This window comes from Pseudomonas sp. ACM7 (assembly GCF_004136015.1).
Classification (GTDB): Bacteria; Pseudomonadota; Gammaproteobacteria; order Pseudomonadales; family Pseudomonadaceae; genus Aquipseudomonas; species Aquipseudomonas frigoris.
This window is the reverse complement of sequence record NZ_CP024866.1, coordinates 53,447-68,827: the sequence shown is the minus strand read 5'-3', so window position 1 is coordinate 68,827 and position 15,381 is coordinate 53,447. Positions and strand designations below refer to the sequence as shown.

The following is a 15,381-nucleotide window of genomic DNA, read 5'->3' as shown; positions in this document are numbered from 1 at the left end:
TGGCCGATGTAGGTCTTGAACAGCTGGTTTTTGCCGGCGATGGATTTGATCAAGGCCAGGGCATCGGCTTCGCTGAGGCCGTCTTCGAGGCCGAGGACGCTGGTGCCCTTGATGCTGTCGGGGATGACGCTGGCGCTCAGGGCTTCCAGCGAGTCGAAACCGAGGCTATTGAGCATGGCTTGTTCGTCGCCGGCACGTGGGCCGATGTGGCGGGCGATGAATTCGTTACGGGTATCGAGGAGGGTGGTCATACGCAAATCCTCAAGCGTCGGCGCTGGTCAGGCGCTCGTAAGCGGCCTGGTCGAGCAGGGCGTCCATCGCACGCGTGTCGCTGGGGCGCATGCGGAAGAACCAGCCCTCACCCAGTGCGTCTTCGTTGATCAATTCGGGGGAGTTTTCGAGTGTTGAATTCACCTCGACCACTTCGCCGTCCAGGGGCATGTACACGCTGCTGGCAGCTTTCACCGACTCCAGCACCGCCACCTCATCGCCAGCGCCGAAGGTGCGCAGTTCAGGCACCTGAACGAAGACCACGTCACCCAGCGCCTGCTGGGCATAAGCGGTAATGCCAACGGTGATCAGGCCATCGCTTTCGAGACGCAGCCATTCGTGATCGACGGTAAAACGCAATTCGCTCATATCAACTCCTCATTGTTCTGACTCATCCGCTGCAGGTGGCGGATGACGATGGACAGGCTCGTGCCGGGCAACGAGCGTGGCTTGAGGGTTGATAGCAAGGGCGGTGCCAATCTAGTTTATTAGTTTTAAATCAATGAGTTGAGATATTTCTAGCGGGATTGGCGTACAGCTTCCGTATTGAAATCAATACAGGCATGCACGGAGGAGGGATCGAAGTCTGGGCCAGACGCTTCGAGAGGGTCTGTCTTGATTTCGATACGATGTATCGAATTGCATACAAAAGGGGGGGTTGTTCTTGACCCCTGTGGGAGCGAGCTTGCTCGCGAAGAGGCCGTGTCAGTCGATATTAATAGGGAATGTCAGTCCGCTTTCGCGAGCAAGCTCGCTCCCACAGGGGTTGGATGGTGTTGGTGAAGATGCATTGCGGCAAAGGCATCAGGGTTTGTTGGGAATGCCATATTTACGCAGCCGGATGGCGATCGCACTGTGCGAGGTTTGCAGGCGTGCCGCCAGTAAACGGCTGGAGGGATAGCTGCTGTAGAGCTGTTCCAGCAGGTTCTTTTCAAACCCTTCGACGGCATCCTCCAGGCTGCCGACCTCACCGTCGTTTTGCCGCTCCACCGCCGTTCTGGCAATGTCGAGGTCGTCGATGTCCACCAGTGGATTCTCGCAAATTGCAGCAGCACGAAAAATCACGTTCTGCAGTTGCCGTACATTGCCCGGCCAGCGGTTACCGAGCAGCGCCGGATAGGTCCCGGGCGCCAGTCGACACACCGGACGCTGGATCTGCGCGCAGGCCTGCTGCATGAAATGATTGGCCATCAACAGGATGTCATGACCGCGCTCGCGCAACGGCGGCACTTGCAGATTGAGCACATTCAGGCGGTAAAACAGGTCCTCGCGAAAACTGCCTTCGCCGACCATTTTTTCCAGATCACGGTGGGTCGCGCTGAGGACGCGCACGTTGACCCTGACCTCACGATCGCCACCCACCCGACGGAAGCAGCCATCGCTTAAAAAGCGCAGCAACTTGGCTTGCAAGTAGGGCGACATTTCACCGACTTCGTCGAGGAACACCGTGCCCTGGTCGGCCAGTTCCAGCAGGCCGAGTTTGCCGCCGCGCTGGGCACCGGTGAAAGCGCCCGCGGCATAGCCGAACAGCTCGCTTTCGGCGAGGCTCTCCGGCAGCGCCGCGCAGTTCAGGGCCAGGAAGGGCGAGTCATGCCGGGCGCTGATCGCGTGGCAGGCACGCGCCACCAGCTCTTTACCGGTGCCGGTTTCGCCCTGAATCAGCAGCGGTGCATCGAGCGTTGCAACGCGCTGGGCGCGGGCCTTGAGGGTCCGAATCGCCGGTGACTCGCCGAGCAGCGCATCGAAACCTTCGGCATGATCATGATGCAGCGCCGAGAGACGTTCACCGATGCGGTTCGGTTGATACAGGGTCAGCAGGGCGCCAGCATCGGTGATGGGCATGGCGTCCAGCAGCAGCGTCTGACCACCGAGACTGACCTCGTGCATGGGCAGACGAAAACCGTGTTCGATCAATGTGTGATGCAGCGAAGGATCATCGAATAGCGCCGTCAACGGCTCACCGGCGGGTTCACGGCCACAGAGTGCGATCAGCGCCGGGTTGGCCAGCAGCACATGACCTCGCTCATCCACCGCCAACACCGGGTCGGTGCTGGCCGCCAGCAAGGCATCGAGTTGCAAGCGTCGGCGCTGCCCCGGGAGGATGTCGACCATCGTCACCGCTTGCACGCCCCGCACCCCAAGAAAAGCCTCGCGCAGCTCTTCCAGTACATCGGCCCCGAGGGTGGGCGCATCGATGTAAACGTTGGGCGGCACCATCTCGACGGCATCCAGATTGAAACGGCGCCCACCGAGCAGGGCCAGCACTTCCTGGGTGATGCCGACGCGGTCGATGAAGGTGACGTGGATGCGCATAGGTGGCCTGCAAGGGTTGCGAACAGAATGAGTATGACCGGCACGTGCCGTGTCTGTCAGGTGTTGCCGGTGGTGCGCGAACAGGCGGCCAGATCCTCAAGGAACGCCTGAAGGATCGGCGGCGGGGCAGTGCCGCGTCGGGTGATCACGTCAAATGGCGACATCAGTTGCAAGCTGGTGGGCGCCAGTTGGTGCATCTCGCCGGTCTTGACCCACTGAGCTGCGAAGTGCATCGGCAGAAAGCCCAGATAGGCGCCGGAGATCAGCAGAATCGCCAGCGCTTCGATGTTGTCCACCGTAGCCGCAGCCTTACTGACGCCCAAGTGTTCCAGATCGTATTGCTGCATGTAGCCCCTGACCACAATCCGGCTCGCGGCAATCTCTTCGAGCAGTTCGTCGCCCTCCGCCTTGCTGCCATACAGCGGATGCCGCCGCCCGCAATACAAGCCCAGTGCTTCCTGATACAGCGGCGAGTGCAACAGCCCCGGAACGTAGATCGGGAAGTGCCCGATGGCCAGGTGCAGTCGGCCGTCGAGCACGCGTTCTTCCAGTTCTGCGGGGGTGCCGACGTACACGTTCAGGTGCACATCATGCCCTCTGGAGACGAAGCGCTGGGTGGTTCGCGGCAGTGGAGAATCGGGATCGGTAATGGTGGTGTCGATGATCCCCAGATTGAGTTTGCCGCTGATGTGCTGCTTGAGCACGTCAGCGTCCATGCAGAAGTTTTCCACCGCCGAGAGCAGACGCTGAGTGGCTTCGTGGATCGCCACGCCTTGCTCGGTCAGGCGAAAGCCGCTGCGCCCGCGTTGACAGAGTTTGACCCCCAGCCGGGTTTCCAGATGAGTCATCTGTTCGCTGATGGTTGACTGGCCGGCATTCAACGCCGCCTGCGCGGCAGAGAAACCGCCGCACCTGACAATCGCGGCGAACACCCTGAGCAGTTTCAGATCGACATCGTGCAGCTGGATCACCTTGGACCTCCCACGCGTGGATGCATCGGTAATGCCGATATGAGTATCTGATGTTTAGCATTTTTTCCACGAAAACCTGCGCCCATAGTCATTCCAACGGCGGTCGCCTTCCAAGTCCGCTAGCTGATAACAAGAATTGGAGATGCCTGAAATGTCGAACAACGGTTATGAATCCGGTCGCCTGAACCTGCCATTCGTGGGTCACTGCACCTTTGGTAAATCCCCGGTGTGCACCGATTGGGATGCATTGGATGCGGACGTGGCGGTCCTCGGCGTGCCCAACGACATGGGTACCCAGTGGCGTTCCGGCGCACGCTTCGGACCACGCGGCATTCGTGAGGCATCGACCCTGTTTTCCTTCGGCCATGCCGGCGCCTATGACCACGAAGATGACGTCATGTACCTGACCGCCTCTGACGTGCGCATGGTCGACGTCGGTGATGCCGACATCGTGCACACCGACATGGTCACCAGTAACGAGAACACCGAATACGCCGTGCGCAAGATTCTGGATGCCGGCGTCATGCCGGTTGTACTCGGTGGCGATCATTCGGTTCACGCCCCGGTGATCAAGGCGTTCGAGGGCCGCGGCCCGATCCACATCATCCACTTCGATGCGCACCTGGACTTCGTCGACGAGCGCCACGGTGTTCGCTACGGCCATGGCAACCCGCTGCGCCGCGCGTCCGAAATGAACCACATTGTCGGCATGACCCAGATGGGTATCCGCAACGTGTCTTCGTCCAATCGTGACGACTATGAAGCCGCCCACGCGGCCGGCTCGAAGATCCTTTCGGTCCGTGATGTGCGCCGCCTCGGCGTCGAAGGTGTGCTGGCGTTGATCCCGCAGAACATCAACTACTACATCACCATCGACATCGACGGTTTCGACCCGTCCATCGCCCCTGGCACCGGCACCCCAAGTCACGGCGGCTTCCTCTATTACGAAGTGCTGGAAATCATCCAGGCCCTGGCCAAACGCAGCCAAGGCAACATCGTTGGCATGGATCTGGTGGAGGTCGCACCGGTCTATGATCCTTCCGGCATGACCTCGATTCTGGCGGCGCAACTGCTGCTCAACAGCATCGGTTTCATCTTTCATGAGCGGGCTCAAGCACGGCACGCCATGAGCGAAACCACCACGGCCACGGCGTGATCCGACCGCCGCACAGAGGGAATGAAAATGGACACGATCGTTAAGCAGTATCTCCAGAAATTTGGTGTATCCGAAGCCACCCAGACCTTCCTCAGCAAGGTTCAGAAAATGTTCATCGGTGGCGCCTTTGTCGAGGCCAGTGACGGGCAGACATCCGATGTTATCGAGCCGTCGACCGAGGGCCTGATCACGCGTATTCCGATGGGCACCACACAGGATCTGGATCGCGCCGTGCAAGCCGCCCGCGCACAGTTTGACGGTGGTGCCTGGCGCCAGGCCAAACCGGCGGAACGCGAGCGGATGATGCAACGTCTGGCGGACCTGATTGAAAGCAACGCCGCCGAACTGGCGGAAATCGAATCGATCGACATGGGCAAGTCAGTCGCCTTTGCGCGGGATGTCGATATCCAGGGCACGGTCGATACGCTGCGTTATTTCGCCGGTTGGGCGACGAAGCTGCATGGCCGAACCGTTGAACCGTCGTTGCCCGGCAACTACCTGGCTTATACCCGCAAGGAAGCGGTAGGTGTGGTCGGCGCCATCGTGCCCTGGAACTTCCCGCTGCAAACCATGGCCTGGAAGCTCGGCGCGGCGCTGGCAACCGGTTGCACCGTGGTGGTCAAACCCGCCGAACTGACCTCGCTGTCCGCCTTGCGCTTTGCCGAGTTGGTGCAGGAAGCCGGCATCCCGGACGGGGTGATCAATATCGTGACCGGACGCGGCAGCGTGGTCGGTGCGGCGATGGCCACGCACCCCGGTATCGACAAGCTCACCTTCACCGGCTCGACCCCGGTCGGCCGTACCGTTGGCCGCGCGGCACTGGACGAAATGAAGCGACTAACCCTCGAACTCGGAGGAAAATCACCGGTAATCGTATTGGCCGATGCCGACGTGCCGGCCGCCGCCCAGGCCATTGCCAACGGCGTGTTTTTCAACTCCGGTCAGGTGTGTGATGCCGGTACTCGCGCCTACATTCATCGCAGCGTCTACGACGAATTCCTGCGCGAACTGATCGCTTACACCCGCACGCTGAAAATCGCACCGGGTCTGGATCCAGACTGCTTCATCAGCCCGTTGGTCTCGGCGTTGCAGAAGGCGCGAGTGACCGACTACATCGAAACCGGCAAGCAAGAAGGCGCCGAACTGGTCTACGGCGGCCAGCCTGTCGAGGGCCCCGGTTTCTTCGTCGAGCCGACCATTTTTGCCCATTGCCGCAACGACATGCGCATCGTCCAGGAAGAGATCTTTGGTCCGGTGCTGGTCACCGCACCGTTCGACGATGAAGAAGAGGCTTTGGCCCTGGCCAATGACTCGCCTTACGGCCTGGCGGCCGCACTGTATTCCAATGACCTTGGAAAGGTGCACAGCCTGATCCCCCGGTTGAAAGCGGGTTCGGTCTACGTCAACGCCCACGGCACCCTCGACCCGTCGATGCCGTTCGGTGGTTACAAGCAATCCGGATTCGGCAAGGACCTGGGCGCGGAGCAGCTCGATTACCTGCTCGAAACCAAGGCGGTCTGGATCACGCTGCCCTGAGTCATGGCTGACTCAACCCTGTGGGAGCGGGCTTGCTCGCGAAAGCGGAGTATCAGTCGACATCAATGTTGGATGTGCCGGCCTATTCGCGAGCAAGCCCGCTCCCACAGGGGCGTCGTTCACCCAAAAGAATGCAGTTACCTCGTCATGATCTTCCAACAATAAGAGACCATCATGAACACTAACGCCAAGTCAGCCCTGAGCGTGTCGGTCCTGGACGACAAACCCGTCGTCGAAAGCCATTCAATCGATTTCATCCCGGAGAGCGAGCGCACCGATAAACTGTCGAGCCAGGGCCCGTTCTGGTTCCTCGGCAATTTCACTTTCTTCACCATGACCATCGGCTTCGTCGGCCCGAGCGTCGGCCTGACCGCGCTCTGGACCACACTCGCTGGCACGCTGGGCATCATGTTCGGCACGCTGTTCATGGCGTTTCACGGCTCGCAAGGTCCACACCTTGGCTTGCCGCAAATGATCCAGTCCCGTGCGCAGTTCGGCTATCGCGGTGTGATCCTGGTGCTGCTGGCGACGCTATTTGTGTTCGCCGGTTTCAACATCGTCAACCTGGTGTTGATGATGCAGGGACTGCACACGCTATTCGGTTTCAACCCCGCAGTGATCGCGGTGGCGGTGACGATACCGGCGGCCGTATTGGCGATCCTCGGGCATGACTGGATGCACCGCAGTTTCAAATGGGCGCTGTACCTGTCGCTTCCGCTTTACGGCCTGGTGACGTTAGCGGTGCTGATGGGCTGGGTTCCCGATGCCGCGGTGCCGGTGCTTGCGGCCGGTGAAGTGGCCCCGGCGCCGCTGGGCTTCAACTGGACTGGCTTCATCGCCCAGTTCGCGGCAGCGGCGAGTTACAACATCGCTTACGCCCCGTATGTGTCTGACTATTCGCGTTACCTGCCGAAGAACACCTCCAGCGGCAAACTGATCGCGGTGGTGTTCCTGGGTGCCTCGTTGTCCGGCGCATGGATGATCTCTGTCGGTGGCTGGCTGGCCGATCACCTGCATTCCACGGACGTGCTGGTGGCCCTTGGGCAAGTCGGCAACACCGTGTCGCCACTGATGGGGACTGTGGTGGTGGTCGTCACGATCCTGGCGTTCCTGCCGGTCATCGCCATGAACATCTACAGCGCGAAGTTGACCACGCTGACCTGCGTCGACTCGATCAAGCACATCGAACCGACCCGCAAGGCGCGCATCCTGGCGATTGGTTTCGTGATCCTGCTGCAACTGGGCGTGGCGCTGAGCATCCAGAGTTCGGGCAAAGGCCTGTCGGTGTTGGGCATCTACCTGGTGGTGATGCTGTACTTCCTGGTGCCCTGGACCTCGGTCAACCTGACCGACTACTTCTTCGTCCGCAAGGGCCGCTACGCCATCCCGCATTTCTTCATGCCCCACGGCAACATCTACGGCAGCTGGGGCCTGCGCGGCATCGCGGCGTATGCCATCGGCTTCATTTCGATGATTCCGTTCTTCTACATCTACGACGGCGTCGAGCAGCGTGAAGTGTATGTCGGCCCACTCGCCAAAGCGCTCGGCAGCATCGATATCGCCTGGCTGGTCGGGCTGATCGTGTCGGGGCTGGTCTACTACTGGTTCAGCCGTTCAATCGACCTCAAGCGCGAAGAAGCCGTCATCCAGCACATCGAAAAAACATCCCCGCAATACACCACCGGCGACACGTTGACCAAGCCGTCGTTGCACGTTTTCAACGAATCGGCGGTCCGGAGATAATCATGGCTACGCAAAAATACGACTACATCATCATCGGTGCCGGCTCGGCAGGTTGTGTGTTGGCCAACCGCTTGAGCGAAGACCCCGCCACCTCGGTCCTGGTGCTGGAATTCGGCGGCAGCGATCGCAGTGTGGTGATCCAGATGCCGAGCGCGTTTTCGATCCCGATGAACACCAAGAAGTACAACTGGCGTTACGAGACCGAGCCGGAGCCTTTTCTTAACGGACGTCGCATTCACTGCCCAAGGGGCAAGGTGCTGGGTGGCTCTTCGTCGATCAATGGCCTGGTGTACATCCGTGGCCACGCCTATGACTTTGACGAATGGGAGTCCCTCGGTGCAGAGGGTTGGGGCTATCGCAATTGCCTGCCTTACTTCAAACGGGCAGAGCATTACGAGGAGGGCGGTGACGGCTATCGCGGCAGCACCGGCCCCTTGCACACCACCAACGGCAATCACATGAAAAACCCGTTGTACGGGGCCTGGGTCGAGGCCGGAGCAGAAGCGGGCTACATCAAGACCGATGACTGCAACGGTTACATGCAGGAAGGTTTCGGCGCGATGCACATGACGGTGAAAAACGGCGTGCGTTGCTCCACGGCCAACGCTTACCTGCGCCCGGCCATGGGGCGTGCGAACCTGACCGTGATCACCCATGCCATGACTCGTCAGATCATCCTTGAAGGCAAGCGAGCCGTCGGCGTCATGTATGACCACGAAGGCCAGACCCATCAGGTGTATTGCAACCGTGAGGTGCTGATTTCCTCGGGCCCCATCGGTTCGCCGCACCTGTTGCAACGCTCCGGTATCGGCCCGGCCGAGGTTCTGCGCAAAGCCGGGATCGGCGTGCGCCATGACCTGCCGGGAGTAGGGGAGAACCTGCAGGATCACGCCGAGGTGTACATCCAGTTCGGCTGCAAGGAGCCAGTGACGCTCAACAGCAAAATGGACCCGCTGAGCAAACTGTTGATCGGCCTGCGCTGGCTGTTGTTCAAGGACGGACTCGGCGCCACCAACCATTTCGAGGCCGGTGGTTTCATTCGCTCGGACAAGGGCCTGCGCTGGCCGGACATTCAGTTCCACTTTCTGCCCGCGGCCATGCGTTATGACGGCAACAAACCGATCAAGGGCCACGGCTTCATGGTGCTCACCGGGCCGAACAAACCGAAGAGTCGCGGTTACGTTCGGGTGCGTTCCGCTGACCCTTACGAACATCCGGAGATTCAATTCAACTACCTGCAACGCGAAGAAGACCGCGAAGGCTTCCGCCGCTGCATCCGCCTGACCCGCGAAATCATCGGCCAGCCGGCGATGGACCGCTTCCGCGACGGCGAGATCGCGCCCGGGCCACAGGTGAACACCGACGAAGAGATCGACGCCTTCGTGCGTGAAAACCTCGAAAGCACCTACCATCCCTGCGGCTCGTGCCGCATGGGCGAGGACGAGATGGCCGTGGTTGATTCCGAGTTGCGTGTGCGGGGCATCGCGGGTTTGCGGGTGATCGACTCATCGGTGTTCCCGACCGAGCCAAACGGCAACCTCAACGCACCGACCATCATGCTGGCCGAACGGGCTTCCGATCTGGTTCGTGGGCGCACCATGCTGCCGGCGTCCGATGCGCCCGTCGGGCTTGTGCATGATTGGGAAACCAGCCAGCGATCATCGTTGCCGGGACGCAATGTCAGGGTTTGAACCCGACTCTGTGGGAGCAAGCTCGCTCCCACAGGTTTTGCGCCTTAACTGACCAGTATTAGCCCTCAAGGCGCCCGTTTTTTTCTTCGCAGCACGTACAGGCGCTAGCTCATTTCAACACCAGCAAGCTATAAACTCCGCCCTCGCTTTCGATTCCATGGGTGTCATGGGTGAAACCCGGGAAGGATTTGTCGAAGGCTTCCAGCGCCTTGAGATACGCCAGCAAAGGCCCGTCCGCAGGCCCGGCGTTTTCACCCGGCATCAGCAATGGAATGCCCGGTGGATACGGCACGATCCCGGTCGCGGCGATACGTCCGGCGGCTTCTTCGAGTGTCACCCGTTCGATGTCGTTTCTGACTAGTTTTTCGTAGGCCTCCACCGGGCTGAATTCGGCTTTCGGCAGTGTGCCGAACGCCTGGGCCATGTTGGCGGTAGTTTTGTGTTTCTTCATGGCGGCGAAGATGTCGTCGGCCAGGTCCTTGAGGCCCATGCCGGCATAACGAGTCTGGTTGGCGGCCAGCAGATCCGGCAGGCACAGCTCCAGTTCGACGTTGTCGTCATAGTCGCGTTTGAAGTCGAGCAGGGCATTGAGCAAGGTGCCCCATTTGCCTTTGGTGATGCCGATGGAGAACAGGAACAGGATGGTGAAGTCGGTGGTTTTCTCGACCACGATGCCCTGACGTCCCAGGTAGGCCGTGAGTACACAGGCCGGGATGCCAGAGTCGAGCAGGTTGCCGTCGTCGCCCATGCCGGGGCTGAGCACCGAGACCTTGATCGGGTCGAGCATGCAGTAGCCTTCTTCGATGTCACCGAAGCCGTGCCATACCGCGTTGGGATGCAGTACCCAGCAGTTCGGCTCGGTTTTCAAAAGCACCGGGTCGACTTCATGGAACGGCACGGTGGCCGCGCCAACCTGCACGGTCGGCGGCTGCCAGCAGGTAAAGAACCAGTCATCCTTGCCCAACATTTCGTTGTGCATGCGCGAGACAACCTGGCGAAAACTGATGGCTTCTTCGATCGATTCGGTGGTGAGGATTTGCCCGCTGGGCGCTTCCATCATCGCCGAGCTGACGTCGCAGGAAGCCATGATCGCGTAGTTCGGCGAAGTCGAGGCATGCATCATGTACGACTCGTTGAAGCGCCCGTGTTCGATCGGGTTGCGGCCGTTACGCACGTGAATCATCGAGGCCTGGGACAGGGCGGCCAGCAACTTGTGGGTCGACTGGGTGGCGAACACGGTCGGCTTCGAGTCGTCGTGATCGTCCGGGCTGCCGTGCATGGCGTGGCGCTCGCGGTACAGCGGGTTAAAACGCGCATAACCGTACCAGGCTTCATCGAAATGTAGACGATCGACGCTTTGCCCCAGCAACTCTTCGACGCGGGTGACGTTGTAAGTCAGGCCGTCGTAGGTGGAGTTGGTGATGATGGCGTGGACGGGTGTCGGGTCGATGCCTTGCTTGACCAGCGGGTTGCTGGCGATAGCGGCTTTCACGCCGTCGCTGCTCAGGGTTTGCGGCAGGATCGGGCCGATGATGCCGTAGCGGTTGCGGGTCGGCACCAGATAGGTCGGAATCGCACCGGACAGGGTCATCGCATGCTCGGCGGACTTGTGGCAGTTGCGGTCGCACAGGGCGATCTGATTGCGGGTGACGCTGGCCATGAGGATGACGCGGTTGGACATCGACGATCCGTTGGTGACGTAGTAGGTGCGGTGGGCCCCGAACACCTTGGCGGCGTAGCGCTCGCCCTGGCCGATGGGGCCGCTGTGATCGAGCAGCGAACCGAGTTCACCGACTGAAATCGACAGGTCGGAACGCAGCAGGTTCTCGCCAAAAAACTCGTAGAAGGCGCGCCCCGCGGTGCTCTTCAAAAACGCTGTGCCGCCGGCATGTCCAGGGGTGTGCCACGAGTACTCATAGGTTCGGGAAAACTTCACCAGCGCTCCGAACATGGGGGGCAGTGCGGCTTGGCGATAACGCTCGATGGCCGCCAGGATGCGCCCGCTGAGGAAGCGGCTGGTGTCCTCGGGCAACCAGATGAAGTCGTCGGCGTGCTGCATGACCACCAGCGGAATGCTCGACGCGGTGCTGCGGTCGCTGATCAGGAAGACCGGCACCCGGGTGTTGCGCTCGCGCAGGCTGACCAGCAGTTGGATACATTCCTCGTGGCCTTCGCTTTTGTCCATTTCCCAGCTGAGCAACACGCATTGAATGGCCGGGTCCGAGCGCAGGATCGACGTGGCGTCGCTCAAGGTTTCCGACGCCAGTACCCGGACGGTGCGTTCTTCCACATCGTTGATCAACTGATGCAGGGCGCGACCAAAGACGGTGCGTTTGTCCAGCGGGCTGCTGACCAACAGTGTGAGCATGCCGAGCGTCTGTCTATATTCCGTCATGATTAAGCCTCTACTCTGACTGCTTGCAAGTTATTGACCGGCACCGGCTCGCCCGTGATGTGCTGAGCGCTGACGGTCTGTGTCGGTACGCTGTTATTGAACGCTTCGAGGCGGATCAGGCGGTTGTTGACGAAGCCGAACAGCGTGTAACCAAAGATCGTTGTCACGCCACCGAGCATCAGTGCCTGCGCGCCCGAGCTGTACAGCGCCAGGTAGCTGTAAGCCGCCGCCACCCATGCAATGATGTTGGTCACCAGCGCCGTGCCCGCCGGAACGTTGGAGACCTTTTGAATGGTCATCAACGCGGCCATGGAGAGGATGTAGGGCACCAGGTTGGTGACCACCGCGAGGTTGACGAGAGTGTCGAACTGCTTGCTCAGGTCAGGGCTGATGGTGAGAAAAGCCAGCGCCGTCTGCACTGCCAGCAGCACCAGCATGCCGACAATGGGTGTTCCGGCCTTGTTGGCCTTGGCGAAGATCGACAGGAAATACCCGGTGTCCGCGGAGCTTTTGTAGACCTGAGCGATGGTGAATTGCCAGCCCAGCAGCGAACCGATGCACGCCAGTACCATCGCGGCCATCACAATGTCGCCGACCATAGGAGTGAACATCTTGGCAAAGACCAGCCCGAACGGTGCAGTGGAGGAGGCCAGTTCAGGGTTGTCGACGATACCGGCGATGACGTTGGTGGAGACGATGTAGATCACCGCTGCGCCGAGGGTGCCGCCGAGTACCGCAATCGGTACGTTCCTCTCCGGATTTTCTACGGCATCGGTGTTAGCGCACGCCGACTCCAGACCGAGGAATGCCCACAAGGTGATCGCCACCGATGCACCTGCGGCTTCGAACCAGCCCATGTTGTGCGGGTTCCAGCCTGCGGCGTAGACACTGCTGTCGAACCAGAACCAGCCAATGGTGGACACCAGCACCACCGGCGCAATCACCCCCCAAACCGTGATCGCACCGATCCGGCCGGTAATCCGCGCGCCGCCGAAGTTGGCGAACGTGGTGATCCACAACAGAGCGATGGTCGCCAGACCCACTTGCAGTGAACCCAGTTCAACATGGAACAGCTCCTGGATATAGCCGACCGCGGTAATACTGATCGCCACGTTGGCAATCAACAGCGAGAGGCCATAGGTGTAGTTCGTGATGTAGTTGCCCGCCTTGCCGAAGGTGTATTCGGCATATCCGCCCATGCCCCCGGTCTTTCGGCTGAGCATCCCGCAGCGCGCAAAGGCATAGGCCAGCGCCAGGGAGCCAGTGGCCGTGATCAGCCAGGAAAGGATAGAAATACCGCCGACTTCGGCAAGTTTTGTGGGGAGCAGCACAATGCCGGAGCCCAACATATTGACGGCTGTCAACATCGTCAGTTGCCCCACTGTCATTTTCTTTGCGACTGACATTCCGTTGCCTCACTTGATTGCATTGAGAGGGTGTTAGCTATAGCTAAGGATTGAAATCTCGCCAGAAATGTCCGTAAGACACTGAGAAAACAGGCGATAGCGCACTTAAGGCATTTTGCTGGCCCCGAGGACTGAAACTTTTGATCAGAATCAATTAATTTTCAGATAGTTAGGATCGAATGCAAATGCGGAATGTGATGGTTGCGCTGATTTCGTTAGGCCTGGCGAGCGTTGCCGCCTCTGTCCAGGCCAAAGAACTGGCCTCGAATGATCGTTACATTTGCAGCTGGGGCGCAGGTACTGCGGCGAGAGCCCAGGAACTCAAGCTGTCCGGGGTTTCACTGTATGCAGCGCGGCAAAAGTTACATACCTACAAGTTCAGCAAACCGTGGATGCACATGATGGCGATGGGCATTACCGAGCAGACCTATGACAGTAATTCGCGGATGAAGCCCGCAACCCTGCGCGAGAGCTTTTACGAGGAGTGCGTCCGGTACAAGTTGGCGCGCAAATGAGGAGGGCGGTCCGCCATAATCACCCGGACACGGCTACTGCGCCGTGCCGGGTTGGTTACGTCAGGCATTGGATACTTCAGACCTTCCCTAAAGAGAGAAAACTATCGAGTTCTTCTCAGGTTCTTTGCCTTTAACCTCCTGAGAATACCCATTACCGGCTGTAGGAGAGGCACCCTGTCAAAGATGGAAAGCTCATGCAGGTCCGTCCGCGAGGGCCTTTGATAGCCACAATTCCAGGTAAAGTAGTAAGCCAGAATTTCTTTATTCTTATGAATAAGCGTATTGAGAGCAGCGTCATAATGCATCGGACCTCCGTCAGGATGTCCCGGTGGTCGCTCCAGAACCTGGAATAAAAAATCCCTCAATTTCCCAAAGCATTTCCCGTTTACAGCATAGAAATGGGCCAAATGTATTGGCCGGTCGACTGCTTTCCAAGCGGGCAAGTTTGAATTTTCTTCAAACGGATGCCCAAAATAGACGATGTCCCACTCCATACCTTCCAGAGACTCGATCGCCGCTCTCCCATATTGAGAAATATGTCTGGAGAACTGTATGTCGTCCTCCATGATCAAGATATTTTTCAAATTCAGGCGCATTGCCTCTTCCAGCACCCCCAGATGACTCAAAAAGCAGCCTCTGACCCCGACGCTCGGGAAGCCATTTCCCTCACTGGGCGTAACAGCCTCAAAAAAGCCTATTTTTTCATCATCGATGTGAAAGCCGTTGCGAGTGAATTCTTCTACTGTTTCTAAACGGCGATCCTTTCTTGACGAGATATTGATGATTCTTACTCGATCAAAATATTCGATCACATTCATCTGTCAGGTCCTTAGCGCAGACAATCAGGGCAGTTGGATTGGGGAACCCGCAGATTTCGGAAAAAATCGTACGTAAGCACTACCGACAGGAGGCAATCCCTTACGTCTCCTGGTTGTGTCCGTTTTCTCTATCGACCCCGGATTGCAGTATAGGCAGCATTTCCGGATGAAGTTTTAGTCTCGTAAATCGGCGTGCAGCACCAGTTCGAGAGGACACGCCAGATAGGTGCTCAGTGAATGGGGGCCGGGCGGAAAGCTCCGATAGGTCCGCAATGCTGTTCACTTAAGCGGAGCAGCCTTGCGGTTAACCGGATACCGGGTTTTAGACATCTTCACCGCCCTAGGCCTCGCAGGCCTGGGGCGTTTTACTATGAAGAGCACACCAATGCTGCCGCGAAGCTCGTCCAGGCGTCTTGGCGTGTGTGAGGGCGAGACCGCTCCGGCCATGACCACTAGATGGCTGGCGATGTGCTGACAGGCAAACTTGAAACTCACCTCGCTGGGAGCCCGCTTATGAGCTACAGCCGCCTGACTGGCTTCTCGACGCACTACGTTATAAGCCAGTAA

12 protein-coding genes and 1 pseudogene are annotated in these 15,381 nt (G+C 59.2%); 5 read left to right on the top strand and 8 right to left on the bottom strand.

Going from position 1 to position 15,381, the window contains the following annotated elements; translation table 11 throughout:
• The 4 genes from CUN63_RS00320 to CUN63_RS00300 all read right to left on the bottom strand — a co-directional run.
• Positions 1 to 251 (bottom strand): hypothetical protein (locus CUN63_RS00320; RefSeq protein ID WP_165353218.1); only part of this gene is annotated, 251 nt, incomplete at its 3' end.
• A 10-nt stretch (positions 252 to 261) separates the two neighbouring features.
• Positions 262 to 639, bottom strand: coding sequence for a glycine cleavage system protein GcvH (gene gcvH, locus CUN63_RS00315; RefSeq protein ID WP_129436694.1), 378 nt, complete (start codon positions 637 to 639; stop codon positions 262 to 264).
• Between the two features lie 435 nt (positions 640 to 1,074).
• On the bottom strand, positions 1,075 to 2,583 hold the full coding sequence (locus tag CUN63_RS00305; RefSeq protein ID WP_129436692.1) for a sigma-54-dependent transcriptional regulator: 1,509 nt from the start codon (positions 2,581 to 2,583) through the stop codon (positions 1,075 to 1,077).
• A 56-nt stretch (positions 2,584 to 2,639) separates the two neighbouring features.
• On the bottom strand, positions 2,640 to 3,554 hold the full coding sequence (locus CUN63_RS00300; protein WP_129436691.1) for a LysR family transcriptional regulator: 915 nt from the start codon (positions 3,552 to 3,554) through the stop codon (positions 2,640 to 2,642).
• Between the two features lie 151 nt (positions 3,555 to 3,705).
• On the opposite strand from CUN63_RS00300, the gene speB reads away from it, so the two are divergent.
• The 4 genes from speB to betA all read left to right on the top strand — a co-directional run bounded on the left by speB (position 3,706) and on the right by betA (position 9,680).
• A complete protein-coding gene (gene speB / locus CUN63_RS00295; RefSeq protein WP_129445032.1) occupies positions 3,706 to 4,710 on the top strand; it encodes an agmatinase in 1,005 nt (334 codons plus the stop codon).
• A 27-nt stretch (positions 4,711 to 4,737) separates the two neighbouring features.
• The gene (locus CUN63_RS00290) at positions 4,738 to 6,246 is read left to right on the top strand and encodes an aldehyde dehydrogenase (protein WP_129436690.1); all 1,509 of its coding nucleotides are present in this window, start codon (positions 4,738 to 4,740) and stop codon (positions 6,244 to 6,246) included.
• Positions 6,247 to 6,420: 174 nt separating this feature from the next.
• Positions 6,421 to 7,989, top strand: coding sequence for a cytosine permease (locus CUN63_RS00285; RefSeq protein WP_129436689.1), 1,569 nt, complete (start codon positions 6,421 to 6,423; stop codon positions 7,987 to 7,989).
• A gap of 2 nt (positions 7,990 to 7,991) precedes the next feature.
• A complete protein-coding gene (gene betA, locus CUN63_RS00280) occupies positions 7,992 to 9,680 on the top strand; it encodes a choline dehydrogenase (RefSeq protein WP_129436688.1) in 1,689 nt (562 codons plus the stop codon).
• Positions 9,681 to 9,789: 109 nt separating this feature from the next.
• Here betA and CUN63_RS00275 read toward each other — a convergent pair whose 3' ends face one another.
• Entirely contained in the window at positions 9,790 to 12,075 is a 2,286-nt protein-coding gene (locus CUN63_RS00275; protein ID WP_129436687.1) for an Orn/Lys/Arg decarboxylase N-terminal domain-containing protein, read from the bottom strand.
• 2 nt (positions 12,076 to 12,077) lie between these two features.
• Entirely contained in the window at positions 12,078 to 13,481 is a 1,404-nt protein-coding gene (potE, locus tag CUN63_RS00270; protein WP_129436686.1) for a putrescine-ornithine antiporter, read from the bottom strand.
• Between the two features lie 185 nt (positions 13,482 to 13,666).
• Here potE and CUN63_RS00265 point away from each other — a divergent pair, with 185 nt between their 5' ends.
• Positions 13,667 to 13,996, top strand: coding sequence for a hypothetical protein (locus CUN63_RS00265; protein WP_129436685.1), 330 nt, complete (start codon positions 13,667 to 13,669; stop codon positions 13,994 to 13,996).
• Positions 13,997 to 14,097: 101 nt separating this feature from the next.
• On the opposite strand, the gene CUN63_RS00260 is transcribed toward CUN63_RS00265, so the two are convergent.
• Positions 14,098 to 14,814, bottom strand: coding sequence for a glycosyltransferase family 25 protein (locus CUN63_RS00260; protein WP_129436684.1), 717 nt, complete (start codon positions 14,812 to 14,814; stop codon positions 14,098 to 14,100).
• 279 nt (positions 14,815 to 15,093) lie between these two features.
• A pseudogene (locus CUN63_RS00255) lies at positions 15,094 to 15,381 on the bottom strand (IS4 family transposase); the annotation flags it as partial.